Genomic DNA, 24418 nt, shown 5'->3' on the forward strand with positions numbered 1-24418 from the left:
GGTTAAAAAGAATACTTCTCCTTATTTTGCTGAAACACAAGAAAATTATGTACTTAACCGGGGTTCTTTAAATTCCCGGAATTCCGGATATCGACATCAACTACAAAGTCTGTGGACAAGTTTTGATAATACTTCGATCTCCACTCCTTTAAGTCCATCCTCGGTATTTCTTTTCTGAATAATTGGCCAAGTCCTAGAATATCCGCCTCACTATTCTGTAGCTTCGAGAACATCTTATTCAAACGATCTGTCAGAAGCTTTTCCAATCCCTTTTCAATCATTTTCTCTGTAGGATCTCCTTTTGTTTCCAGTATCATGACATCTAACTTTATTTTGGAATATAAGAACGGTTCTTTCCGCACCTCACTTGTATGTTCAATCGTATTTCCTAAGATCAAGACACTTCCTTCATTGAGCACCTCTATTTTCCCTTCAGTGCTTTCTCCCTTAAATGCATTATAAAGAAGGGTTTCATTAGGGTTGATTTCTTCTACCATTTTTCCGTTCTTTATCACCGCTGACCCCACATGGTCCACTAACGTCGTCTCTCCAAGACAGAGCATCGGGATGGCCACGTCCCGGGTATAAGAGTGAATACTTCTATAAACTTCCCAAACTCTGGTTAAAGCAACCTGAGGGTCCCAACCGGCATTCTTTTCAAAGAAATCCAACAGAGTCGTCCCGCGCGGAGAGGTGTTTTTCTCCATACTTTCGAAAAATCGGTCAATATCGTCGTTACAAATGGCAACCAATGCTTTTGAAGATACATCCCTCGACCTCATAATACCTGAAATAAGGTCCTTCACACCTTCTTCTGCAAGAAGTCGATCGATGACAATTACCTTTACGTGAAGCAAATCGACACTGCTTTCCATGTCAGCACTGATATCATCTACAATTTCATTAATCGTTTCACCTACACCAACAACCACTTTCGTTTGTATCATATCCTGCTGAGGGTGGGGAATCTGCAGAAAGACTTTATATTGGTCACTATCCTTGGATATCCCCAAGACAACGGGCATCACCCGATGATTAATATCTCTGGTATCCCAACAGCCACTCATCATGAAAACCAAGAATAAGAGAGAAAGCCAGATCACCGCTTTTTTACACCTCAACTTGCATTCTCCTTCCTTGTTCTTACACCAAGAAACCAAATTGAAATTGGAACTCCAAAGATGACATAAAATCTTAGGGGAGTATTCCATTTAAAGAGCTGTTCAACGTCACTCCAATTTGGAATCCACAAACAAATGATGTAAATGATGAGTGAAACCGATATTACTAAATAAGATGATTTCATGGTTGGAAGCACACATTTATTTATTATTTTTACACTCATCCATAATACGAGTGATATAAACAACAATATATAAATCACTATACTTAGTAAGAAAAACATGGTGAGTCGATCAAACATAAGCCATGTCAAATTGATGGCATCCACTGTCATGATGAAAGGGAACATAAATGTAGATGCTGTTGCCTGGCCAAATGTAAGGACGGGTATATATACAGATATGATAAAGATGGGAATAAGTGCAACCGCAGCAAGCAAAACTTTTTTGCTCTTATAGGGAAGGACCGGCCTTACAAACCCAATAAACAGAAATACACCACCGATGGCAAAGAAGCTTCTATGGTAAGAGGAGTCAGTCAAAAAAGAAAAATCCTCATTCCATAAGGGATATACATAGTGCCAATCCACGTTCTGAAACGCAACCACCAATATGAAGCAAACCAACGGGAATAATAATAAGAAGAGAAGTATAGCTGTACGAAAGATGGCTTCTACTCCCTTAATAGCTAAATAACATGATAAGATAAGCAGCAATGCCATGATCGCCCAGATGGGAGTGTTTGATAGAAACACAATGGTAACGACTTCTGAATACGCCCGGACTGTTATGATGTTAGCCATTAAAAAATAGAGGAGAGCGGGGAACAGAAAAATGAATGTCATCAACTTTCCCTCACGCAGATAAATGGTGATGATATCTTGTTGCGGAAAACGATCAAGCCCCGTCAAAAGCAAGAATAAAATAATGAAATGTACGATGACTCCGATAATGATCGGAATCCAATGTCCTTGAGATGAGCTTTCAATGATATTACTAGGATACAAAAACAGAATAAGGCCTATGTGGGTTAAAATGTACATAATGACAACATACAAGCTTCTATCCACTATTACTAACTCCTTTAATCTTGAGGTAAGGCACCCCAAAAGTGCTTATCCCCGCTAAGTATGCACAAACTAAGAATATTCCTGCCAATATGCCGAATACCCCAAAAATCGAAGAAAGAATCAAGATAAGATATTTAAAGATTCGGATGGAGATGGAATTTTGAAATCCAATGATGGTAGAGTTGGCAATCGTAGTGGCGGCTAAGATGATAATCAGTAAGTTGCTTACTAATCTCGCCTCGACTACGGCCTGACCCAGAATGATCCCTCCTACCATTGTAATGGTAGGACCGATGCTTTTCGGAAGCCTAATACTCGCCTCCAATATTAATTCAAGAATAAGAAGCATGAAAATGGTCTCAACAAATGCCGGATAAGGGACACCTTCACGAGTCTGAGCAACGGATAATGCTAATTCAATACGGAGCATCTCAGGATTGACAGCGACCAATGCTACATACAGCCCTGGTAAAACAAGGGCAAGCAATGTACCGATAATCCTGAGCAACCTCACTGAAACCATGATAGGGAAAGAGAAATTCCGATCATTCTCAAGGAAGAACATATCCCAGAAATCGCTTGGAAGAATAAGAGCAAAAGGTATTCGATCCAGAAATAATACAAGTTTTCCTTTTTGCAGGCTCCTGTATACTTCTTGGGGCGCCTCTGTTGTGTTGAAGGGAGAAATCAGGGTTCGGGTCGACAATCCTAACATCTTCGTCACATCTTGTATGGTATGAAGGGATTGATCCATATTTGATGTGATCTGGTGGACGACCCTGCTCACATAATCCACATCTGCGCTATCCTTACGATACACTACCGAAAGCGTTCTTTTCTCTACACCCCCTCCTGAGAAGGATCTTATCTGCAAGTCTTTTGAAACGACCTGTTTGCGGATAATCCCAATATTTGTATCGATGTCTTCATTGAAAGAACTCAATGGCCCTTGTAGGGTATTTTCATTGATAGGAGGCTCGATTGAACGATTCAGCGCCTTTGCAACCGGGTCCATCCTGAAGAAAGGCCCATTTTCCTCAACTCTTGAGATGATCAGCTTCCCTTCCAAAATCGCTTCGATGACTTCCTCTCCATCATGAAGCAATTCACCCATCGTCCCTGATATGACTCGATCTTCGATTACCTGGATTGTTTTCTGTACATCTATAAGACTTTTAAGCCCTGACAATAAATAGCGAGATTCACCAAAATCTTGATGCACCTGAAAGAAATCATCATTGTCCCCTATTGATGCCTTCATCTCCAATAAATATGAATCCATTATAATAGACTCCTTCTATACATATCTCTTGATTACTGTCCCCAAATTTAAGGTGAATATGTATATGGAACTAGGGATCCAAACAATGAAAGGTCAATCCGAGAAAACCCTTTCAACCATCAAGCACTTCCCTGGCCACGGGGATACTTCCGTAGATTCACACCTGGAGCTTCCGGCAAACTGGAGGTTATTCAAACAGGAGAGGTTGACTTAACGAAGCTTAATCATTCGATTGAGTCCATTAAAAAGAGAATCCAGCGATAAAAAAATGGTTGTCTAATAAGGTATAATCAGAAAAATAATCAAAGTCAAAAAGCCAAGAATGCTGATCCAATAGCATTCTTGGCTTTTTTTAAGATTTTGTGTTGGAGTTTTTTCGGAAAGAAAACACACGTCAGCTTTCCCGGAATAACAAGGTTCCTGTTAGGATCCGATATTGCGATACTCCTCAGCAATCCTGATACTCTTTTGCTGGGTGAAAGCACTGACAGCTATGACAATGACGATGTTGCAGATCAATCCAAGGATACCTGCATGTATTTCGAAAGGCGTGGTTTCTGCGACTAACTGGTAATAGTAGTTTACAAATGTACCTACGACGAGTCCCGTGATCACAGCCGGGCCGGTCACCCTTTTCGAATAGAGGGCTCCGTATACACCGGGTGCGAATTGAACGATGGAACCATAGGCTCCCAGCAATAGGGCGATGAGCCCCTGCCCCCCGAATACGGTGATAAAGTAAGCAAGCCCTCCGACAACAAACACACCGATTCTCATCAGAAGCAATGTGGTTTTATCAGAAAGGTCCGATTTTACATTCTTAATGACCCCGTCCGTAAATTCCAGCGAAGCACTGTGGGTGATGGCATCTGCCGTAGACATGGCTGCTGCTAACGCTCCTGCACCTACAAGCCCGTAAACCCAGCCGGGAAGGCTAAGGACGGTGGTGATCAGGTAAGGAAGAATTTCATCCGGTGCTCCAATGTCAGCTGGATTGACGACATTCACTGCCGAAAAGCCAACAAATAATAGTGGGATAAGGAACAGGGCAAAGATCGGATACACCAATACGGTTTTCTTAATCGTTCGTGCATTGGAGGCGTATGACTTTGAAAATAGGTGTGGCCACATTAAGAACCCTATGAGAGATACAAGAATCGTGGTCGTATAAGCTGTCCCTGACATGGTAGACCCTTCATTCCCGATTTCAAAAAAGGCAGGGTTGTCCTGAACGAGGTTGGTAAACATCCCACCCACGCTGTCGTGGAGCTTATTCACAATCGCAAGGCCGACTACCCACGAGATGACAATCATTAAGATCCCCTGGAACACGTCAGACCATGCCGCTGCCCGCAATCCACCTGTTGCAACATAGACGACTACGATTCCATACGCGAGCAGGGCTCCAAGCCAAAGAGGAATACGTCCTTCAGTCATGATATTGAAGATGTAGGCCATCCCTTTCATCTGCGTGGCTAGGTATTGAATGGAGGCGAGTAACGCAATGACCCCAATTAAGATAGGAAGCGTCTTACCTCCGTAACGTTTTTTCATAAAGCCGGAAACCGTGTATATATTGAATTTACGACCGATTTTCCCGATTTTCGGACCGATGATGTACCATGGGAGAATCGCAAAAGCGGTATAAGTTAAAATATAAAGTGCGGGTGCTCCTTTGGAATATGCCCACCCTGGAGCGCCGAGAAATGAAAAGGCACTGAACACAGCCCCTCCCATCAGGAACCACATCACAACCAAGCCGAGACCTCCGCCAGCAACGGTAAACTCATCTAATGAATGTTTATCATGACCTCTTCCTGCCATCACACCAACTACTAATGCAATCACAAGATAGCCGATCATCATGATCATTGCAATCTGCCAATCTGCCATTAATGGACCTCCTCTTCATCTTTGTCTGGATCGATCCGATAGAGTATAAGAACGATTAGAAAGGTAATGATAATCCATAAAATCACCCAGAATATCGAAAACGGCAGCCCCATGATGATCGGGGTTGCCCTGTTTCCAATTGAAAACAAGGGGAAGATCAATAGAAGAAACGGTAAAATCAGAGACAAGCAATAGATTTTCGTAAACGCGCTTTTACTCATAAAACACCCTCCTTTTTTGCTGCATATTCCACTTTCCCATCAAGGATCGTTAACTCTACTTTTAACTCTCGTAATCTTTCAGGTTCACAGTGTAAAATCGACTCATTCAACACAACCAGATCGGCGAGCTTCCCTGCTTCGATGCTGCCTTTTATGGGTTCTTCAAAGCTCGCATATGCACCGTTCCATGTATAGGCCTTAATCGCTTCCTCTAGGGTGATTCGTTGTCCGGTCCCTATCACTTCACCGGATTTACTCATGCGAGTGACAGCTGAATAAATCCCTTGGAGCGGATCCACGGCGGTGATCGGGCTGTCAGATCCGATTGCAAAAGGAATCTGCGCTTCTGAAAAGCTCTTTAAGGGGAACATGACGTCGACCCGTTCTCCATAATCTTTCACGTAGCCGTCGCCGAATTCATAAATGAAGGCTGGGTTTGGTATCGGAACAATATCAAACTCTTTTATCCGGTAAATGAGGTCTGCTGGTGTCATGCCGGAATGTTCAATGCGGTGACGATGGTTTTCACGGGGGTGTAGGTCAAGAGCATGGCGAATGGCTTCAATCATCATTTCAACCGCTTTGTCCCCGATGGCATGTGCGGTGATTTGCCACCCCGCTTCATGCGCTTTTCCGAGGGACCCGTTTAATTCATGCTGGTTCAAATATAAAATGCCTGAGTCATTTGGATTGCTCGTGTAGGCCTCCCTCGTCTTGGCTGTAGGGCCACTGCTGCTTCCGTCGATAAACACTTTGGCAGGCCCGATTTTCATCCATTCATCCCCAAGGCCTGTCCCTATTCCGCTTACCAGGCCTTTCTCCACCATTTCTACAGAATCATGCAGCGAACCGTAAAGTGCGTATACCCTCTGCTTAACTCTCTTTGCTCTTACTGCTTTTTGAAGGAACCGAATATGTTCAGGTCCATATCCCCCGGCATCATGGACACTCGTAATTCCTTTTGTTAAATAATCCTGGGAAGCGAGGGACAATCCCTGCTGCACCTCATCCTCAGAATAATTGGCTGTAAGAAACATGTTCATATGGGCAGCTTCCAGCAGCAATCCGGTTAATTCGCCGTTTTCCCGTACATATTTCCCTCCATTCGGATCTTCTGTTTCAGGATGAATACCCGCAAGCTCCAGCGCTTTCGTATTCACGCACGATATGTGCCCGCATGTCCGGACCACAATGATCGGGTGTTCGGTGGAAACCTGATCAAGATCCCACCGAGTTATGTGCCTTCCCTCTTTAAGGGTATTCTGGTTATAACCCCAGCCCCGGATCCATTCCCCCTTTGGAGTTAATCGTACTCTCTCCTTCAACTTCCCGAGGAGCTCTTTTATACTTCCTGCCTCCTTGCCGTTCACCCCGAGCCTATTGGTTCCATAAAGTTCGAGGTGGGCATGAGCATCAATAAAGCCGGGCAAGAGACTTCTTCCCTCCAAATTCACAATCTTCGTTCCTTCACCTGCAAATGATAGAATTTCTTCATCCGTGCCGACCGCGATTATTTTATTATCCTGAATGGCAACCGCCTCTTTCACGGAAAATTCAGAATTCACAGTAACCACTTCTCCGTTTACGAAGAGCATCGTCGCTCTCAAACGATCACCTCCCAAATGGGACAGAGGGACAGGTCCCTCGTCCCAGCCTTCTCTTACTTATCATGAACAGCAGCAGAGCCGTCTTTTGGGACAAGGTGCCTGTCCCCATGTCCCTTACAAACACGCAATGCTGTCGCGTATAGGAGCTGAACTCCTTTTTCCACATCATCCATCTCGGCATACTCCATTGGATTGTGGCTGATGCCTTTTTCACAGCGTATGAAGATCATCCCGTAATCACTGATATAGGACATGAATAAGGCATCATGGAAAGGGCCGCTCATTAAGGTCGGTGAATCCAGTCCAAGCTTTTCATCCTCCTCCTTCATAATGTCCTTGATCCAGTCTGCACAATATCTCGGTTCACTCCGGGTATCTTCTTTAATCTCGTATTTAAGATTGTAACTGATTGCCGTCTCCTCGATGATTTGATAGAGTTTTTCCTCCAGTTTCGTACGTGCTTCAACATCTATATCACGAAGGTCCACGGTAAACTCCACCTTTTCGGCAATGATGTTTCTTGAGTTCGGGAACACCTGCATACTGCCTACCGTTCCTACTGTGGTTCCGGTTCCTTCTCTTTTAACCAGCTCATCGAATTTCCGGATGATTTCCGACGCACCGACAAGGGCATCCTGCCTCATCGTCATCGGCACCGAACCCGCATGGCCCGCGAATCCTTCTAGTGTAACGGTCAGCCAGATCGGTCCGGAGATGCCTGAAACAATTCCGACTGGTTTTCCCTTTTCCTCAAGGACCGGCCCCTGTTCAATATGTAACTCCAGAAACGCTGCGATATCACCTTTTTGGTAAACAGGACTTGCGGTTACATCCGGCTCGACCCCGAATTCCTTCAACGCCTCTCTTCTCGTCACACCCTGCTTGTCTTTACGGTCCAGTTCGCCTTCCTCAAGCATCCCGGCTATAGCCCGGACTCCAAATACTCCTTTGTTAAACCGGCAGCCCTCTTCATCGGAAAAACAAACCACTTCAATGTTCCGGTCCGGGACGATTCCATTGTCCTTCATACTATGAATGACTTCGATCGCTCCCAGTGCACCTGCAGTCCCGTCGAACCTCCCGCCATATGGCTGAGAATCAATGTGTGAGCCCAGCATAAGGATCGGCTTATCCTTGTCGGCACCTTCTATCCTTCCAATCAAATTTCCGAAGCCGTCAATCCTGGCCGTCAAACCCGCCTCCTCCATCCAGCCTTTCACCACTTCCACTGCCTGGCGATCCTCCTTGGAATGGGCCAAACGGCAAACGCCTGTCTCCCCGATCTTCCCGATTTCAGCTAACTCCTCTAGATGACGCTTTAATCTTTCTCGATTGATTGACATAGAATCATCCTTTGCTTACATATTTTATAGCCTTAACTTTAGTTTATTTTGAAAAAGCCTGTTTATCATTAGACACTTTGTCTATAAAAGATCCTGTGATCCGTACAGAATGACAAATAGAATGAAATTTCAGGAAAATTAGTAGAGTCTTCTATTCAATGAATATCGGACACCAACCCCCTTCGACTTCCACTCCCTTATTTAGACTAGTTTCTAGAACATTTTCACTTAATCCTGCCTGACTTTTGAAAATGAAGAGATTTACATAGGCGTTTTCGCAAGAACAGATACATTTATTAGGACAAGTTCCCTGTCCTGCTTGCCAATTACTTGCCATGATGAAGATAATCCGGCCGAAATGAGTATAAATCCGGCCGTTTCTGTTGATAATCCGGCCGTTTTCGAAAAAAATCCAGCTGATTTACATAAATTGCAAAAAAACTTCATTAAGCGCAGCAAAAAAAATAGAGAGGCCACTCGCTATGCGAATGACCTCTCTACTTCGATATGCATATCATCGTCAGACCTACAAACGTGGTTAACCGCTTGGCGTGCTCAACCGACTTTCTGTTTTTAACCATCAATAATTTTCTGCTCTCTTTGTTCGTTGCTGCGAATAAATCAGCATCCCAAAGAATACGAGCACGGATGCCAGGATCAGTCCGAGTGAGATAGAGGAAATTGATAACATCTTAAAAATGACGCTTACTGCGACCACCATGTACAAAACTGCAAGCATCTTTTTGACGGTAACGTCTGAGAATCGTTTCAGCTGGATGGAGCCGATCGGGGTTCCGATCAAGGTTCCGATGATCAGCATGATTCCATGACGGTAATCGAGTGCTTCCCCCGCATACATGTACGAGCCGATCCCTGATAATACGATGATCGAGGCTGCCGATATGCTGGTTCCAATCGATTTGGTGAGATCAAGCTTCAGCCATTTCGAGAGGAGCGGAGTCATGACAAATCCACCGCTGACCCCCATAAGTGAAGAGATGATACCGGTGAAGATACCGATAAAGGGAGTTGCAGATACTCCTTTCGCTTGCGCTTCCTTTCTTCGTTTAGTTAAAAACTGGTAAGAAAACCAGCTTAATATCCCAATATAGACAATGGAGATAACCGTGGAAGCTCCATTCATCGAATCGAGCCACTTCACAAATGGTACGGTGATGACTGATCCGATCACTCCGAATCCCCCGAGGACAACCGCTAATTTCACATTTACATTTTTTAATTGAATGTGTGACACTGTCCCCGTCACAGTCGATCCCAATGTCAGCATTAAGGAGAGAACGATCGCCTGGCTTGGTTCATAGCCAAGTACAAGTAAGGTTGGTGTGAGAACTATCCCGCCGCCTATACCAAAAAAACCAGAAATGATGCCGATGACTGCTCCGCCTATGATAAATAATAACCATTCCATCTTGTTGTTCACTTCCTTCGTCTCACATTATACCTTTCCTTAAGATATAATAGAAATGAATAATAATAATGTAGACGATTACGTTTTGTAATGGAGGGGTTCTATGCAACTGGAATGGATTCGAACCTTCGTCACTCTCGCTCAGCTTCAACATTTCACCAAAACAAGTGAATTCCTGAACTTATCTCAACCGACCGTCAGTGTTCACATCAAGAAATTGGAACAATCCTTAGGAATTGAACTCATCTACCGTTCTTCTGCCAATCAGGCTTTTCAATTAACACCTGAGGGACTTCACGTGTTTGAAAAAGGAAAGAAGATGTTGGAGCTTTGGAGGACGATGGAACAGGTCACACAAAAGACTGAGGAAATCCAATTAAGGATCGGGGCCACTCACACCGTCAGTGACGTTCTTCTTCCCGATTTTGTCAAAAAGATCAAGATCCTCTATCCACACATCCGGCTTCAACTGATGACCCACAATCACGAAACCATTGTGGAGGCACTGAATCACAAAGAACTCGACCTCGCCCTTGTGGAAGGAACACGGGGACTCGAGCCTTTTCACCTGGAAGTCATCAGCCATGACGAACTGCGTTTCTTCGCCAGCAGCCGCATGAATTTACATTCTTCCCCCCTCATCCTCAGGGAAATCGGATCAGGGACGAGAGAGTATGCGGATGATTTTCTGAGATCCGAACGAATCGTACCGACAGAAATTCTTGAAGCCAGTAGTCATTACTTAATCAAGCAACTCGCAGTAAGGGGTCTCGGCATTGCATTTCTATCAAGCTCCTTGGTAAAAGAAGAGGTGCTCCAAGGAATGCTCGTATCCCTTGACCCTTACGTCATCAACCGACCATTTTATTCAGTGTACCCTGAAGATGGAGAAGCGGGATCAATTGTGAGAGAGTTGGTAGAGTTGCTCGGAAGTTCTTCATAAGCAGATAGGGACGGACCTCAGCTTCCACACGAAGCAAAGGTCCGTCCCTCTAAAATATCAATCGCTAGATCGCAGCCACAGTTCCATCTCAGCATCCAATTCTTTAACGGCGTCCAGCTTTCTTCCATACAGTTGATTCAGTTCATTGTATTCAATATGACCTGTCTCCATGGCTAGATCAATTTCTCTTATCATGTTTTCCAGTCTTTCAATTCTCTTTAAAACTTTTGCCTGTATTATTTCCTCATTTATTCTTTCAGGTTTTTGTACTGGTTTCTCAACCCTTACATCAATCGACTCTTTCCTCTCCTCCTTCTCTTTTTCACGTTTATACTCATCATAATTCCCATGATAGCTCTTCAAAGAATAATCCTCCACAGCAATGATTCTCTCCGCCATCCGATTGATAAAATAGCGATCGTGGGAAATGAAGAAAATCGTACCACTGAAGTCTTCGAGAGCTTCCTCAAGGGTTTCGATTGTATCAATATCCAGATGATTGGTCGGTTCATCGAGTATCAGTAAATTGATATCCTGGAATAACAGCATGGCAAGCTTTAACCTGATTCTTTCCCCACCTGAGAGATGCTTTACTTTCTTGAAGACACTGCCTTTGTAAAACATGAACTTCGCCAGGAATTCCCGAGCTTTTCCTTCAAGTATGGAGATATCCTCCCTGAAGCAGTCGAGCACCGTGACTTCCTCATTATTAAAAGCAATGTTTTGTGGTAAATAGGCTGCCTTTACATTTGCACCAAACTCTAACACGCCTTCATCCGGCCGCACTTCCCCTACAAGCATTTTTAAGAATGTGGTTTTCCCGCTTCCATTCGGACCCAGCATGCCTACTCGTTCACCAAAGTGAATCATGACATCTGTGTTGTTAAAGATGATCTTATCCCCAAAGCGTTTAGAAAGCCCCACTGCCTTGATGGTTTCTTTTCCTGATCGTTCTGCAGCTCTCACATCAAGCTTCATATTCCTTCGTTCAAATACTGGCTTATCGATGCGATCCATCTTATCCAGCTTCTTTTGGACGCTTGAAGCCCTCTTAAAGAACTTGGTATTATCAGCCCTCATGGCCCAGTCACGCAGACTCAACACGGTCTTTTCCATGCGATGGATCTTCTTTTGCTGTTCTCTGAAATGCTCGTATTGAATGCGCATATTCTCTTCCTTTTGATCAATGAAAGAAGAATAATTGCCTTTATAAGAAGTCGATCTCATATCCTCTATTTCCACAATCTTTGTGACCACGTTATCCAGGAAGTAGCGGTCATGGGACACGATGATGACCATCCCTTTGTAGCTCTTCAAATAGCTCTCCAGCCATTCGATGGATTCCATATCAAGATGATTGGTCGGCTCATCTAGAAGCAGGATATCCGGCTCGTGAATCAGGAGCTTTCCAAGAATGACCGTTGTCTTCTCCCCTCCGCTCAATAAGTCGAATTCCCTTTCCAAGAAGCTCTCCGTAAGCTGCAGCCCTGTACAAACCCTGCTCATTTTTTCCTCTCGTTCATACCCCCCCTTTACTTCAAACAGCTGAGTGAGCTCACTGTATTTAGTAAGTGTCCGCTGGAGCTCATCCTCCTGTAATAAGGTCATCTGCTCTTCCAGTTCACGCATCTGTTTCTCGACTCTGTCAATCTCTTCAAAGGCCAGATTAAGGACATCACTGACTTTCACCCCTGTTGGGTACACAGGCGATTGTTCAAGATAGGCAGTGGTCGCTCCCCTCGACATATGAATGAGGCCTTCGTCATACCCATGACTCGATGTCTGGGGGTAACCAGGATAGTAATTCATCGGCTCGATGCCTGCAATCAGCTTCAAGATTGTGCTCTTACCGCTTCCATTTGCCCCGACGATTCCGACCTTATCCCCTTCATATACTTCCAGCGATACATCTTCCACGACCAGCGTCGCTTCCATATATTTTTTTATCCCATTTAATTTCAGTTCCAACATACGCGTTCCTTCTTTCATCCATAATTGAAGTTACGCTGTTTATGGACGGGTCAAGAAGACCTTTACTCCTATTCAATTGTGAAATAAAAAAGACCGTAAGAAGAGGGTCTCTTCTTACGGTCCAGTATCATCAATGTATATGATTTTTCGCAAAGCAGTATAAGCATCATGCGCATACTAAAAAAGCGCATTCCAATGCCTAATACAATCCAGACGCTGCTGGACGCTTTATGATCAATCATCATCCCGATATCAGTAAAGTAAGTTACCTTCCAATTGCCCTGACTCCATAAAGAGCATAACAAATAAACCTATCTCCATAGGCACTTTCACGCTCATTTCAAAATCCGTATTAATTTAAAAATAAATTAATTAATTAGCAATTAGTTGGTTCCATAAACTTACTTTCCCTCCCCCGGAACTTTCTTTATTATCTCACTTTTTCATAATTTTGTAAATAGGCGGGACGGAGGGACATGTCCCTTGTCCCATTAACCCCTCATAAATGCAATGGTTTCAGCTATCCCCTGTTCATAGGATGTGTGCTGCCGCTTACCCATAAATCCATCGATCTTTTCTCCAGATAGAATAGTAGGTTCCGAGTTAATATACTGCATCTCCAACGCCTCACGCATTCCCTTCCCTGCAAAAAGGGAGTATACGGCAAACATCGATTTTGAGATGTAGTAAAGCCCCTTCTCTTCACCGAGCTGCTTTTTTAGAATCTGCTCTACTTCGTTCCCGGTTATCGGTGCGGTGGAAGGTATATTCCAATTGTGTCCGTATGCTTCGTCCTGACTGGACAAGTCGACCATCGCTTTAGCCCCATCCTTAGTAAATATGAATTCACGCACAACATCCTTCGGACCGACAAACCCCGCTTTTTTCTTTTTCAAAATCTGTTCTAATGTGAAATGGATGTATGTGTTGGTGGCATTCGGTCCATAAAAGTCCGGAAAATGGCAGATGAGCGACGGAACAGAAGATTGCTTGATCATATGATTCAATTCTAAGCGCAGTTTGCCTTTTCGTGTATGAGGGTGTTTTTCTCTATCTTCGGTCAGCATTGTACCGCCACTTCTTCCGTAGGCGTAGATATTGTCTACAACTGCCAACCTGGCGCTGTTTTGTTCCGCTGCAAAAATGATGTTTCCCGTAATCGTACTTAATTTATGTTTCCATTCATCATAAGGGAGGTTTATGGCATGAAAGATGATGTCACTGTCCTTTGCAGCATGAATAAGCTGGTCTTTATTTTCCGCATCCCCAGTCTCGATGGTCACAGCCTTCAAACCTCCAAATAATCTGGACAACTTTTCTTTCCCTCTTGCAAATGCTACGACTTCTAAACCCCTGCTGACCAATTCCAGCACAAGTGCATACCCCATCCCTCCAGAAGCACCTACCACCGTTGCCTTTTTCATAAAAAGTCCCCCTTTTAATTAACCGCTGGTCAAATACATCCAAAAAATTTTATCCTATTGATTTCAGGATAAAATTCACGTGCAAGTGTGCCAGGTTCTCAACTTCTTCATAGGTTTCATCACAACGGCAGTAATGACTGACAAACCCGTGTAGTGCCAGGAAAATTGACCACGTCTGTTGGATGGTGATCTCTTGGTCGCTTAGATGAATAAGGGCTTTAGCGAATTTTTCATATGATTCGTTCGGTCCTTTGTTCACGCAGCTTTTGACTTCCTCATCCGCAAGCAGGAACATCATTTCATACTGGCTTTTATGACTCAGGCCGAATCGAATGAATGCGAGAAGAATCCCCCTCAATTTCCCTTCGTTATCCATTTCTTGACCCATCACATCACCCAGCCATTGATCCAACAGTTTAAAATCGGTTTCGATCATGGCATAGAACAATTCTGCTTTATTCTTGAAATGGTAGTAGAGGGAGCCGTGACTGTATCCAAGCTGGGACGCAATCTGCCTCATGGACACCTGCTGATAACCCTTCTTCCGAAAAAGCTCCCGTGCCGCTGCCATTACCATTTCCTTCGTGAGCTCCTGTGCTACTGCTTTTCTGGGTGACATACATTTCTCATCCTTTTTATTGACCAGTGTTTAATTAAATAGTACTTCGCTTACGATGGTAATGTCAAGGGATTTTTTACCAAAAAAAAAGAGGGGCAAACCTCCTCTAAGCTGGAGGTCCGTCCCTCTTATCTACTTACCCAAAAATCCACCCTCTGATTTTATCAGCTGCCCGGTGATCCATCCGGAATCATCACTGGCTAGAAATCGTATCAACTTCGCTGCATCCTCAGGTTCACCTAATCGTCCCATTGGAAACATTGGTAGTAAGTGTTCCCTTAACTCTTCATTGATCCACCCTGAATCAGTCGGACCTGGATCAATCGAATTAACGGTGATACCGATTGGCGCGAGGCCAACGGATAATGGCTCAGTGATGGCAATCAACATACCTTTTGATGCGATATAGGCCAGGTTGTTGGGATCCGGACCCTTAGACACCATATGGATGATCCGCCCGTCTTTTCTTTCAGGAAAGGCTATTTCATATCGCCTCGCAAACTCCATGGTCAGCATGAGCGTCCCGCTGTTGTTCACATGGTAATGCTTATCCAGAATGTCTCTATTCAACGTCCGAAAATCGGCAGGTGATTCGAATGTCGCATTGTTTACTAGAATACATGGTGTTCCCAATGTCTCTTCCACTCGATCCATTATTCGAAGCGGTGATGCTTTATCAATCAGGTCAACTTCCATATGAAAGGCACGTACGCCCATTTGCTTTAATTCTTCACAAAAGGTTTCCGGAAACTCATTCTCTACTCCATTTCCACTAGCCTCATCAAACGCGCTCCAATGGGTAAAAAAGATATCAGCCCCGGCGCTGGCAAGTGTTCGGCAAGTCGCTGCCCCTATTCCTTTTGAACGACTTGCTCCTGTCACGATCGCTACTTTTCCTTTTAGATTGGTCATTTCATATTCCTCCTATTTTTAAAGGAAGCTATAAGGTGTCACTAAGAGATGTATATATCCCGGCACAAAAAAAAGCAGATACAAAGGTATCCACTCTAGGTGTCGGGTATTCAATCACACCAGGCGCTCCTTGTATATGATGGTCAAACAGACACACTTCTCCCGTCAAAATGATAGGTTCATAGTCTATTGATCTCGTTCATCATTACAGGATTGTCCACATGTCCGATTCAAATCCCCTTTCGTCTACATCTCTCAATCAGAAGTATAATGGATTTTTTTCAATAGACAATCTATGGTTATCGGGACGGAGGGACAGGTCCCTTGCCCATCATCACTGTCCTGTGCCGTTCCCCGAGTCATGACCGCCTCCCATGGTGTAATTCTGGTCTTCACCAGGTTTGGTAGAAGGATGAATCCCCTGTACATGCCGGTCGTTTCTTCTTTTCTTTCGCTTGAGATCGATTAGTAAAGCGAATAATAAAACACCCAAAATCATGATCACAAACCACCACATTATACATACCCCCTTCTAAACCATATGAGCTCTTAATCACAATCATGCCCTGGAGTAGGACAAACATGATGTTATAGAACGTGTTGGGATAAAGGGTATCAGCTTTCGCCAATCAATCCAGTTGCTTTCGTTTATCATCTGCAATCTTAACGTTTTGTCGCTGAAGCAGCAAAAACAAGGCCAGGCCGATCAGGATCAGAGCGATTCCGATACCTTGTTGCAGTGAGATCACTTCTCCCAAAATGAAATAAGCGAGTAAGCAGGTTCCAATCGTTTCCCCGAGGATCCCCATAGAAATCACGGTTGTGCTCAGCCATTTCAACAGCCAATTAAACACTGTTTGTCCAAAGATCGTTGAAACCAAGGCTAATAGAAGGAAGTACCACCATGTCTGTGAGGAATAATCCTTGAAAGAAACGTCCTGTGTCAATGCAAAGATCCATAAGAACAGTGAACTGCTGGCATACCCGATGATCGTATACGGAATGAGGGACAGCTTTTTACGGATATGCTGGCCGACAAAGAAATAGGCTGTGATGACCCCCGCTGCAATAAAGGCAAGGATGTCGCCGAATAATGCTTCTCCACTGATTTGAAAATCCTGCCACGCAATCACGAAGCTTCCGACGATCGCAACCAGACAGCCGATCAGGGCTCCCAAGCGGTATCGCTCTTTAAATAGAAAATAGCCTCCCACCATGGCAAAGAGCGGCTGCAATGTGACGATTACCGTCGAACTTGCCACTGAGGTATAGTGTAAGGATTCGAACCATAAGACATAATGCGTCGCCAGAAAGACTCCTGACAATAACCCGAGTCCCCACTGTTTCTTGGTAAGGGTAGATAATTCTTTCCGGTTCGATTTACTTGATACTAAGAATGGCAGCAGAAGGAGTGCTGCAAAAAGCATGCGGTAGAATGCAGTGATCGTGGCAGGAGCATCTGCCAATTTGACAAAGATGGCTGAAGTGGATAGAGCAAATACGGCCAGGAATAATGTTGTGTATGTCATGAATGATGATTTCAATCCTTATGCCTCCAATTGTTTAATAACTTAATAGATTTGGTTTATTACAACTGTCAGTATAAAGGAGTTTTGTGATGGAAAAAAGGTTTATTTAGTGTAGTGATCCGGTTAGGATGAGTGGCACGGTCAAATATATAATATTGAAGCGAAGATGGTGGGTTGACTTTAACACCGGAGTAATCATTCCTCCAATCAGTCATATTAGAATAATCGTTGTGTTGGATCAAGGTCTGTTCCTTTGACTTCAAATGAAAATACCCCGCATTCATGTACGGGGTATTTGCTTTGTTAGTCAAATGTCAGGTTTAAAAAATCAGACCTATTATCCTTTTTCTGTTTCCCGATAGGATATGAGGTTTTTCCTTCTGTAGACACTTAAAAACAGTCCCACCACCATGAACGTCTGTATTGTGGGGTTCAAGCCGTAGCTTACGAATGGGAGGGACATCCCGGTGTGTGGCAGTAAGCCCAAGGTCATTCCAATATTGTAAAGGAACTGGGTTGAAAATAACGTGACCCCGCCAAGGATGATCATTTGACCCAGGAGATCCTTGATCATTTGGATGTGACGGAGCATCCGGAACATAATAAAGAGTCCCGTCAGAATCAGTACACCACTAGCTATCCAGCCATAATGATAGGTAACCGTTGTAAGGGCAAAGCTGGTATGCGGGTCTGAAATGACCTCCCTGCCACCCGGCTCCCCGAACCACCCTCCTCTTGCCAACAGTTCATGATTGCGCAGGTACATGTAGCCAAGGTGACTTCCATAGTCCTCTGGATGAATAAAGGCATTCACCCTTTCCAGCTGATACGGTTCTGCATTTGATATCATGGTTCCGATGAAAACTCCAATTACTGCATAACCCCACACCATATATTTTCGTTTATCTTTAAAACGTATCCATAACAAGACTGTTACCGTCAAAGTGAATACAAATGCAGCAGGTATACTGGGGAGCATCATTAAAGAAGAAAGGCTGACAGCAAGGAAAGGGAGCACCCACCATAAAGCTTTTTTCGAACTTCCTAAGAAAATGATCCAACTCAGAACCAAAGCCGTCACCGCTGTAGTACTGTCAATGGTGAAGCTTGCCAACCTGAAATGTGCTTCACCATTAATGTAAAAATTCGGCATGACCGTTAAAGAAATCAGAATCATGGCAGTGGTACCATAGATCCCCCATTTCAGCGTACGAAGCTTTCTATAATCAAAAAACATCAGGCCAAGGCTGATGACTGCCCCGAATATGAGATAGATGATTTTCTTGAATAAATAGCCGGTGTCATTATACAATTCTTCGCTGACATGCAGACTGGGAAGAATCCCTATCAACGAAATCAACAGAACCAACCCGATCATGAGCCAATCCACTTTCGGACGGTGAAGTCTGTTCATTTCCATGCCAAGCCGTTCTGCACTACCCATTTGTTTGATCGCTTTCTCTTCCGCGTCCCGTCCGTCCATGCCGGCTATTTTCAAACTTCTCATTTCCTCTTCCAAATGATGATGAAGTTCCTCCGCCACGAACCGTTTCGCTTCTTTAGACCTCACGTGCCGAATGACGCGATTTAGATAATCGACTTTCTTCTCACTCATCCTCACTCCCCCTCCAGTAATGGGTTGAAGGAGAGGTTCTTTACGCTTTTCCCTTCTTCCATCCGTTGAAGGACCTTCCTTCCACGGTTAGATACTCTATACTTCTTCCCCTCTTCTTCCCAGAAGGATATCAGAAGCCTGTCCCGTTCCATTTTGTGAAGGGCGGTGTACAGAAACCCATGGCGCTCCTCATATTGATTGATCCCTCTGCCACGAAGATGTTTGAGGAGTTCATGACCAGTCTTCTCGATTAATAATAGTTGCAGAATGTGCAACAGGATATCCTGTTCATTTCCCTTGGAGTTCTCGATTCCTCTTTTGATCATCTGCTTTTTCTCTTCTGTAAAAGGCATATGTTTAAATGTACCGCGATCCATCGATTCCCGAAGTCTTTTTAATCGGTCCTCCATCACCCATTCACCAGCCCTTCCTTTAATAATTGCTTCGCTCTCCTCAATCTTGTTTTCACCGTATTCTCCTTGACATTCAGAAGGATCGAGACTTCTTTTAACGAGCGATCTGCATAGTAATGAAGGTAAATGATTTCTCTATATTTCAGTGGCAGTCCGAAAACTGCCTTTCCAAGTTCCCGGTCTTCATTCCTCTGAATGACATCCCCTTCAACCGTACTTCCGGAGCTCATCATTTGAAAATGGTGATCTTCTTCCGGGAACACCTTCCGCTTATACCAGCTATTCAAGAAATCTTTACAGTGATTGATAGCCACCCTCCATATCCACGTGCGCAAGGTTGAATGGCCAGAAAATGTATCCATCTTCTTATATATTTTTATAAATATCTCCTGGGTGAGATCATCAGCCGCCTGTTCATGTCGGACGTAAGAGAATACGAGCTTCCATACGTCCTCCCCATACTGGTCCACGACTTCCTCAATCGTCACACTTTCCATTGAATGTATCCTCGTTTCTGATAGTTCCTCCACTGTCTTCCCTCCCACTTTAATAGACGGAGAAAGGGCCGGAAAGGTTTTCTTAAAATAAAAAAACTGGACCCTGGATGGAGTCCATTTACATTACTAATCAAGTCTTCAAAACAATATCAGCACTATCCAACGGACAAAAGGTATCCATATAATAGTCCTCCGCCTTCCAATATCTCTTTTCAAATTTTTCCGGATTCTGTTTAGTCGTTTCAGCTTCCCGCATAAATCTCTTTTCCCGGGGGCAATCCAGGAAAATGATGTGGTGATAAAAGCCTTTCCATTCCTTCCTCTGGAGGAAAACACCCTCCACAATGATGAGTCCTGTTTTAGGAAGCGTAACCGTTTTCCAATCGTGGTTATCCATATGAGGTTCGTAAAATGGAAGGTTGAGTTGCTTGTCATGCGTCAGTTTTTCAAAGAAGTTTTCTTTTAACCACTGAACGTCCCATTGTAAATGGAAATATTCATACCATTCTTCCGATCCAGTATGATACCGTTGATTGCGTTCGACGATGTGGTCATCAATATGGAAGATATGATAGGCAATCCCTTCTTTTTTCAGGATTTCATTAAGTTGTTCCACGAAAGTTGTTTTTCCAGATCGGCTTAGGCCGTCTATTCCTAAAATGGTTCTGCCCTGAGATGGAATGGCCGAAATGATTCCCCTTAAATCATCGTGGTTTTCCAATATTCTCACCCTTTAAAATGACTTTTCGCTGTAGTTGCATACTCTAATAGTTCATCCACGCTTCCCGTACATACTTCAACCTCTGACAAATGATAAAAAGTCGTTGTCTGTGCAAAGTCACTTATTTCATTGTTAGGAGAATATAAAATTACTCTTTTATTCAGCCCAAGAGCTATTCCCAGTTCAACATGACTCCCTTTTCCCCCAGGCAACAACACAAGGATCACATCGGATTCGATGATGGCCTGCTTTTCTTTTTCACCGATCCTTCTTAACTCTTCAACTGTGGAAGTCCTGCTATTTTGAGTCCAATCATATGTATGGGTATACCCTATTCTTTTCAAACGTTCACAGACGTCTCGTACTTGATCGATATTTTGAAAGCTTGATGCAACATAAAACTTCATGTCGGTCTCCTTTCTTATATTCATAACTTGATTTTACCATAATATTCTAAAGATCAATCTTCTATTAAAAACGCTCTTTTCGCAAAGATTGTTGCTTTTTAACATAGTCTCTGTTAAGGCTCTGTCAATTAGTGTGTGCTGGATGGTGAGGGGAACTGCTCCGCTTGCAGCTAGCGTTCGGCCGAGCCTCCTCAGCTTAGCCGAACGGGGTCTCGGCACGCCCGTACTTCCGCAGGAGTCTACGCAGTTCCCCTCACCATCTTTAACAGAATTTCTGTGACAGTGCTTCAACATACTCAATAATACCATGTAACTAGAAAAAAATTCTTTTTCAAAAAAGGCAAATCAATCTCTACCCTTGAATAAGGTTGTTTGCTAAAAAGCTTGTTTTAATTGTTTTCGATTAAGGATACATGCTTAGAAAGTTGATTCTCGCTGCAGGATGCTCGACTCCTGCGGGAATAGCTGGACAGTCCGAAAAGCGGAGGCGGCTTGCTCAGCCCCGACAAGCATAAGATGAATGGGCCGGGAAGGCGTACTTTGCCTTCATGGACCATTTAGCTTATGACCTCGAGGGGCTAGCCGCCGAAGCTGGACAGGTGAGACCCCGGAGGCTCACCGCCAGCCCCGCGGAAAGCGAGCATCCTGGAGCGGAAATCAACTAGTACACTCTTCTCTACAATAGCAACACACTTTACGAAAAGAGCCGTTAAAAAAGATGATTCCCCTAATCTTCTCGGGCTCTTTGTAATGTGTTCCATAAAGTTTTATCAAAATAGTAATCGGGAATAGAGAAGTATGTTTAAACACTTGAGAGGAGTGATTCCAATAATCGGTGATACCGGTACTGCGTTATTTGTCATTATACCTATGACCATCATTTTGATTCTTATTGTAGCCACTATTCTTTTCTTTAGAAGAAAATCAAGAAAAGATAAAGATTTTTAAATTAAAGAGGTCTGGCAAAATGAACTTTTCCGTTTTTGAAGGAGCTCCCAAAGAATAAATTACTAAATAAAAAGGTCTCCAAATAATCAGTAAAAGCTGACTTTAAGGAGACCCTTTTTAATAGTTTTTATCTAGATATGCCTTCAAGCGTTTTTTTCAGCACAATCTTTCTATACATACCATTAAACATTAGTGGTATGTCCTCTTTCACAGATAATGTCCCTTTATATTTTTCATACAGGAACTCAAAGTTCAACCCGATATCCGTGCCTAATAATCTTATAATCGGCCTGATCACCTTTTGATAAATCGGAAGTGCTCTTCCTTTGGGGTGAAAACTTATCGAAGATGATGATCTCACCATCCTGCTTCAAAACCCTGATCATTTCCTTGAGACACTGATCTGCATCAGGTACGACAGATAGAACAAGGCTTCCAATCACTACGTCGAATGGATGATCTTCAAAACTCATATTCTGTGCATCCATTTTTAAGAATTGAATCGAGGAATCCGGGAACTTTTTTCTGGCTTTTTCAAGCATTTCATTAGAATAATCAACTGCTGTAATGTTTAGTACCTTATGGTTAATCAGCTCCAAATCGGCCCCTGTACCTACACCCACAAATAATATCTTTTGATATTCGTTAAACTGCACTTCTTCAAAAAATCTTTTTCCGTGCTTTAAGAAATTCACCCGAATTAAAAAACCTATCGTATACTGGAGACCAATATTTATACATCCGTTCATTCCAACGATTGTTCATTACTGCACCTCTTGATTTTATTGTCTATCTTGGTCAGAGGAATACGTATTATGATCCAAGCTTACTTGGTTTACTTTTTTTCTGTTCGTGCCTTGTACGAATCATACTCGGAACCCCCACCGCCATACTCACCATGAAACTCCACATAACATAACGCCAGTCTCCTGTAAAAAGCGACACTCCGATGAAAAACATCAGCTGTCCCACAAGGGCGAACCATGAAGCAATCCAGGCCAAGGTTAAATTTTGTTTCATTTGCAACCCTCCTATTCTTAAAATGACGCCACTAAATGATTCTATTAATCTCTTATCTTTTATTACCAATTATTTCAAAAAAATTCACCTAACTCAATCATTAATTTATTAAAAATGTTGAGCTTACCTTCACTCCTCACTATATAATGAGGATAGGTGATCAATATGAAACGAATTCATTACAGCTGGATAATATTAACCATTTCCTTCTTCTCGATTATCGTAGCCGGAATTGTCCGCTCTTCTTCAGGAGTCTTCATCGAACCTTTCGAGAGCGAGTTCGGATGGGACCGATCTGTCATTTCTCTTGCGTTTGCTGTGGGTCTCTTTTTATATGGGATTTCCGGTCCGTTTATGGCAGCGTTAATTGAAGTGCTCGGTTTAAAGAAGATCATGATTATCTCCATGGGAACATTATTGTCGGGAACGTTGCTTACTTTGGTGATGAATCAACCATGGCAGCTCATTTTGATTTGGGGGATAATTATCGGGTTAGGTTCTTCTCTTTTCCTAACAGTTTTAAGCCCTTATATCGCAAATCGCTGGTTTGTAAAACGCAGGGGCCTTGCAGTTGGAATACTAACGGCAAGTACCGCCACGGGGCAGTTGATCTTACTTCCGATCTTAGCAATCATTATAGAAAACTATACATGGCGAGGGGCCATCAGCCTCATCATCATTCTTAGCGTCACCATGTTTCTCATCATTGCTTTCTTTATGAAAAGCTCACCCAAAGATATCGGCATCGAGCCCTATGGCGATGAAGACGGGCTTCAAGAAAAGGAGGGCGACTCCAGGAAGAATCCAATTCTGATCGCGTTCAACGGGTTATTTCTCGCGGTAAAAGCAAAGGAATTCTGGTTACTGGCAGGGAGCTTCTTTATATGTGGTCTTTCCACCAGTGGATTAATTGGGACTCATTTTGTTTCCTACTGTTTAAGCTATGGGATCTCTTTGGTGACGGCTGCCTCACTACTATCTTTCATGGGGATATTCGACCTTTTCGGTACCACATTATCCGGCTGGCTTTCGGACCGCTTCGATAACCGCTGGCTGCTGTTTTGGTATTATGCCTTAAGAGGAGGTTCTTTGGTCTTACTTCCCTTTGCTTTGTCTGAAGGGTCTGTTACTTTGCTCATCATCTTCTCCGTATTTTACGGACTGGATTGGATTGCGACCGTACCGCCTACCATTAATATTTCAAGGCAGATCTTCGGGGTTGCAAAAAGCGGGGTCATTTATGGGTGGATATTTGCCGCTCATCAGGCTGGTGCTGCCGTTGCGGCGTTTGGCGGCGGGATCATTTTCAACCTGTTCAACTCCTATACTTGGGCATTCTTCCTCGCAGGAATATTCTGCGTACTGGCCAGTTTGTTTGTGGTCTTGATCAAAAAAGAGGGACGGACCTCTAATTCCCTTTCATAAGGATACTT

General features: G+C 43.5%; 23 protein-coding genes and 1 pseudogene. 3 read left to right on the forward strand and 21 right to left on the reverse strand.

Features of this window, described 5'->3' with window-relative positions; all coding sequences use genetic code 11:
• Positions 1–53: 53 nt before the first annotated feature.
• The 3 genes from ACFQWC_RS12070 to ACFQWC_RS12080 are packed head-to-tail and all read right to left on the reverse strand — an operon-like array spanning position 54 to position 3473.
• Positions 54–1121: a Ger(x)C family spore germination protein gene (locus ACFQWC_RS12070; RefSeq protein ID WP_299745929.1), complete on the reverse strand. Its 1068-nt coding sequence runs from the start codon at positions 1119–1121 to the stop codon at positions 54–56.
• On the reverse strand, positions 1118–2191 hold the full coding sequence (locus ACFQWC_RS12075) for a GerAB/ArcD/ProY family transporter (protein WP_341357632.1): 1074 nt from the start codon (positions 2189–2191) through the stop codon (positions 1118–1120). The genes ACFQWC_RS12070 and ACFQWC_RS12075 overlap by 4 nt, the downstream gene beginning before the upstream one ends.
• Positions 2184–3473 carry a spore germination protein gene (locus ACFQWC_RS12080; protein WP_299745923.1) on the reverse strand — a complete coding sequence of 430 codons (1290 nt, stop codon included), beginning with the start codon at positions 3471–3473 and terminating at the stop codon, positions 2184–2186. Before ACFQWC_RS12080 ends, ACFQWC_RS12075 begins: the two co-directional genes overlap by 8 nt.
• A 70-nt stretch (positions 3474–3543) precedes the next feature.
• Here ACFQWC_RS12080 and ACFQWC_RS12085 point away from each other — a divergent pair.
• Positions 3544–3648, forward strand: a pseudogene (locus ACFQWC_RS12085) (glycoside hydrolase family 3 N-terminal domain-containing protein); the annotation flags it as partial.
• 248 nt (positions 3649–3896) lie between these two features.
• Here ACFQWC_RS12085 and ACFQWC_RS12090 read toward each other — a convergent pair.
• The 5 genes from ACFQWC_RS12090 to ACFQWC_RS12110 form a co-directional block, all read right to left on the reverse strand.
• Positions 3897–5366, reverse strand: a complete 1470-nt coding sequence (locus tag ACFQWC_RS12090) for a sodium:solute symporter family protein (RefSeq protein WP_299745920.1) — start codon at positions 5364–5366, stop codon at positions 3897–3899.
• Complete coding sequence (locus ACFQWC_RS12095; protein WP_299745918.1) at positions 5366–5587, reverse strand: DUF3311 domain-containing protein; 222 nt, start codon at positions 5585–5587, stop codon at positions 5366–5368. Before ACFQWC_RS12095 ends, ACFQWC_RS12090 begins: the two co-directional genes overlap by 1 nt.
• Positions 5584–7194 (reverse strand): amidohydrolase, encoded by a 1611-nt coding sequence (locus ACFQWC_RS12100; protein ID WP_341357631.1) that lies wholly within the window; start codon positions 7192–7194, stop codon positions 5584–5586. Before ACFQWC_RS12100 ends, ACFQWC_RS12095 begins: the two co-directional genes overlap by 4 nt.
• Before the next feature lie 53 nt (positions 7195–7247).
• The gene (locus ACFQWC_RS12105) at positions 7248–8537 is read right to left on the reverse strand and encodes a M20 family metallo-hydrolase (RefSeq protein WP_377107515.1); all 1290 of its coding nucleotides are present in this window, start codon (positions 8535–8537) and stop codon (positions 7248–7250) included.
• A 580-nt stretch (positions 8538–9117) separates the two neighbouring features.
• Positions 9118–9966, reverse strand: coding sequence for a sulfite exporter TauE/SafE family protein (locus tag ACFQWC_RS12110; RefSeq protein WP_377107517.1), 849 nt, complete (start codon positions 9964–9966; stop codon positions 9118–9120).
• 103 nt (positions 9967–10069) lie between these two features.
• Here ACFQWC_RS12110 and ACFQWC_RS12115 point away from each other — a divergent pair, with 103 nt between their 5' ends.
• The gene (locus ACFQWC_RS12115; protein ID WP_299745906.1) at positions 10070–10909 is read left to right on the forward strand and encodes a LysR family transcriptional regulator; all 840 of its coding nucleotides are present in this window, start codon (positions 10070–10072) and stop codon (positions 10907–10909) included.
• A gap of 57 nt (positions 10910–10966) precedes the next feature.
• On the opposite strand, the gene abc-f is transcribed toward ACFQWC_RS12115, so the two are convergent.
• The 13 genes from abc-f to ACFQWC_RS12180 form a co-directional block, all read right to left on the reverse strand.
• Complete coding sequence (abc-f, locus tag ACFQWC_RS12120) at positions 10967–12880, reverse strand: ribosomal protection-like ABC-F family protein (protein ID WP_299745903.1); 1914 nt, start codon at positions 12878–12880, stop codon at positions 10967–10969.
• 491 nt (positions 12881–13371) lie between these two features.
• On the reverse strand, positions 13372–14304 hold the full coding sequence (locus ACFQWC_RS12125) for an NAD(P)H-binding protein (protein WP_299745900.1): 933 nt from the start codon (positions 14302–14304) through the stop codon (positions 13372–13374).
• A gap of 49 nt (positions 14305–14353) precedes the next feature.
• Positions 14354–14923, reverse strand: coding sequence for a TetR/AcrR family transcriptional regulator (locus ACFQWC_RS12130; protein WP_299745897.1), 570 nt, complete (start codon positions 14921–14923; stop codon positions 14354–14356).
• Between the two features lie 132 nt (positions 14924–15055).
• Complete coding sequence (locus tag ACFQWC_RS12135) at positions 15056–15835, reverse strand: SDR family oxidoreductase (RefSeq protein ID WP_377107520.1); 780 nt, start codon at positions 15833–15835, stop codon at positions 15056–15058.
• A 334-nt stretch (positions 15836–16169) separates the two neighbouring features.
• Positions 16170–16352, reverse strand: a complete 183-nt coding sequence (locus ACFQWC_RS12140; RefSeq protein ID WP_377107522.1) for a hypothetical protein — start codon at positions 16350–16352, stop codon at positions 16170–16172.
• Between the two features lie 112 nt (positions 16353–16464).
• Positions 16465–17364 (reverse strand): DMT family transporter, encoded by a 900-nt coding sequence (locus ACFQWC_RS12145; protein WP_377108003.1) that lies wholly within the window; start codon positions 17362–17364, stop codon positions 16465–16467.
• A 337-nt stretch (positions 17365–17701) separates the two neighbouring features.
• Positions 17702–18979 (reverse strand): FtsW/RodA/SpoVE family cell cycle protein, encoded by a 1278-nt coding sequence (locus ACFQWC_RS12150; RefSeq protein ID WP_377107524.1) that lies wholly within the window; start codon positions 18977–18979, stop codon positions 17702–17704.
• A 2-nt stretch (positions 18980–18981) separates the two neighbouring features.
• Positions 18982–19389, reverse strand: a complete 408-nt coding sequence (locus ACFQWC_RS12155; RefSeq protein ID WP_377107525.1) for a PadR family transcriptional regulator — start codon at positions 19387–19389, stop codon at positions 18982–18984.
• Entirely contained in the window at positions 19389–19889 is a 501-nt protein-coding gene (locus tag ACFQWC_RS12160) for a sigma-70 family RNA polymerase sigma factor (protein ID WP_377108005.1), read from the reverse strand. The genes ACFQWC_RS12155 and ACFQWC_RS12160 overlap by 1 nt, the downstream gene beginning before the upstream one ends.
• A 130-nt stretch (positions 19890–20019) precedes the next feature.
• On the reverse strand, positions 20020–20610 hold the full coding sequence (locus tag ACFQWC_RS12165) for a kinase (RefSeq protein WP_377107527.1): 591 nt from the start codon (positions 20608–20610) through the stop codon (positions 20020–20022).
• 5 nt (positions 20611–20615) lie between these two features.
• On the reverse strand, positions 20616–21017 hold the full coding sequence (locus tag ACFQWC_RS12170) for a nucleoside 2-deoxyribosyltransferase (RefSeq protein ID WP_377107529.1): 402 nt from the start codon (positions 21015–21017) through the stop codon (positions 20616–20618).
• A 1193-nt stretch (positions 21018–22210) separates the two neighbouring features.
• Entirely contained in the window at positions 22211–22660 is a 450-nt protein-coding gene (locus ACFQWC_RS12175) for a class I SAM-dependent methyltransferase (protein ID WP_377107531.1), read from the reverse strand.
• 118 nt (positions 22661–22778) lie between these two features.
• Positions 22779–22985, reverse strand: a complete 207-nt coding sequence (locus tag ACFQWC_RS12180) for a hypothetical protein (protein ID WP_299745877.1) — start codon at positions 22983–22985, stop codon at positions 22779–22781.
• Positions 22986–23150: 165 nt separating this feature from the next.
• On the opposite strand from ACFQWC_RS12180, the gene ACFQWC_RS12185 reads away from it, so the two are divergent.
• Entirely contained in the window at positions 23151–24410 is a 1260-nt protein-coding gene (locus ACFQWC_RS12185; protein ID WP_341357623.1) for an MFS transporter, read from the forward strand.
• The last annotated feature ends 8 nt before the right edge of the window (positions 24411–24418 follow it).

It is taken from the genome of Rossellomorea sp. GCM10028870 (assembly GCF_042666755.1).
Classification (GTDB): domain Bacteria; phylum Bacillota; class Bacilli; order Bacillales; family Bacillaceae_B; genus Rossellomorea.

What these genes read in the sequence shown, in the direction of transcription:
- ACFQWC_RS12080 (WP_299745923.1), bottom strand. Translation starts at nt 3,473, where the DNA reads ATGGATTCATATTTATTGGAGATGAAGGCATCAATAGGGGACAATGAT.
- ACFQWC_RS12090 (WP_299745920.1), bottom strand. Translation starts at nt 5,366, where the DNA reads ATGGCAGATTGGCAGATTGCAATGATCATGATGATCGGCTATCTTGTG.
- ACFQWC_RS12095 (WP_299745918.1), bottom strand. Translation starts at nt 5,587, where the DNA reads ATGAGTAAAAGCGCGTTTACGAAAATCTATTGCTTGTCTCTGATTTTA.
- ACFQWC_RS12105 (WP_377107515.1), bottom strand. Translation starts at nt 8,537, where the DNA reads ATGTCAATCAATCGAGAAAGATTAAAGCGTCATCTAGAGGAGTTAGCT.
- ACFQWC_RS12110 (WP_377107517.1), bottom strand. Translation starts at nt 9,966, where the DNA reads ATGGAATGGTTATTATTTATCATAGGCGGAGCAGTCATCGGCATCATT.
- ACFQWC_RS12115 (WP_299745906.1), top strand. Translation starts at nt 10,070, where the DNA reads ATGCAACTGGAATGGATTCGAACCTTCGTCACTCTCGCTCAGCTTCAA.
- abc-f (WP_299745903.1), bottom strand. Translation starts at nt 12,880, where the DNA reads ATGTTGGAACTGAAATTAAATGGGATAAAAAAATATATGGAAGCGACG.
- ACFQWC_RS12125 (WP_299745900.1), bottom strand. Translation starts at nt 14,304, where the DNA reads ATGAAAAAGGCAACGGTGGTAGGTGCTTCTGGAGGGATGGGGTATGCA.
- ACFQWC_RS12130 (WP_299745897.1), bottom strand. Translation starts at nt 14,923, where the DNA reads ATGTCACCCAGAAAAGCAGTAGCACAGGAGCTCACGAAGGAAATGGTA.
- ACFQWC_RS12135 (WP_377107520.1), bottom strand. Translation starts at nt 15,835, where the DNA reads ATGACCAATCTAAAAGGAAAAGTAGCGATCGTGACAGGAGCAAGTCGT.
- ACFQWC_RS12140 (WP_377107522.1), bottom strand. Translation starts at nt 16,352, where the DNA reads ATGTGGTGGTTTGTGATCATGATTTTGGGTGTTTTATTATTCGCTTTA.
- ACFQWC_RS12145 (WP_377108003.1), bottom strand. Translation starts at nt 17,364, where the DNA reads ATGACATACACAACATTATTCCTGGCCGTATTTGCTCTATCCACTTCA.
- ACFQWC_RS12150 (WP_377107524.1), bottom strand. Translation starts at nt 18,979, where the DNA reads ATGAGTGAGAAGAAAGTCGATTATCTAAATCGCGTCATTCGGCACGTG.
- ACFQWC_RS12155 (WP_377107525.1), bottom strand. Translation starts at nt 19,389, where the DNA reads ATGGAGGACCGATTAAAAAGACTTCGGGAATCGATGGATCGCGGTACA.
- ACFQWC_RS12160 (WP_377108005.1), bottom strand. Translation starts at nt 19,889, where the DNA reads ATGGAAAGTGTGACGATTGAGGAAGTCGTGGACCAGTATGGGGAGGAC.
- ACFQWC_RS12170 (WP_377107529.1), bottom strand. Translation starts at nt 21,017, where the DNA reads ATGAAGTTTTATGTTGCATCAAGCTTTCAAAATATCGATCAAGTACGA.
- ACFQWC_RS12180 (WP_299745877.1), bottom strand. Translation starts at nt 22,985, where the DNA reads ATGAAACAAAATTTAACCTTGGCCTGGATTGCTTCATGGTTCGCCCTT.
- ACFQWC_RS12185 (WP_341357623.1), top strand. Translation starts at nt 23,151, where the DNA reads ATGAAACGAATTCATTACAGCTGGATAATATTAACCATTTCCTTCTTC.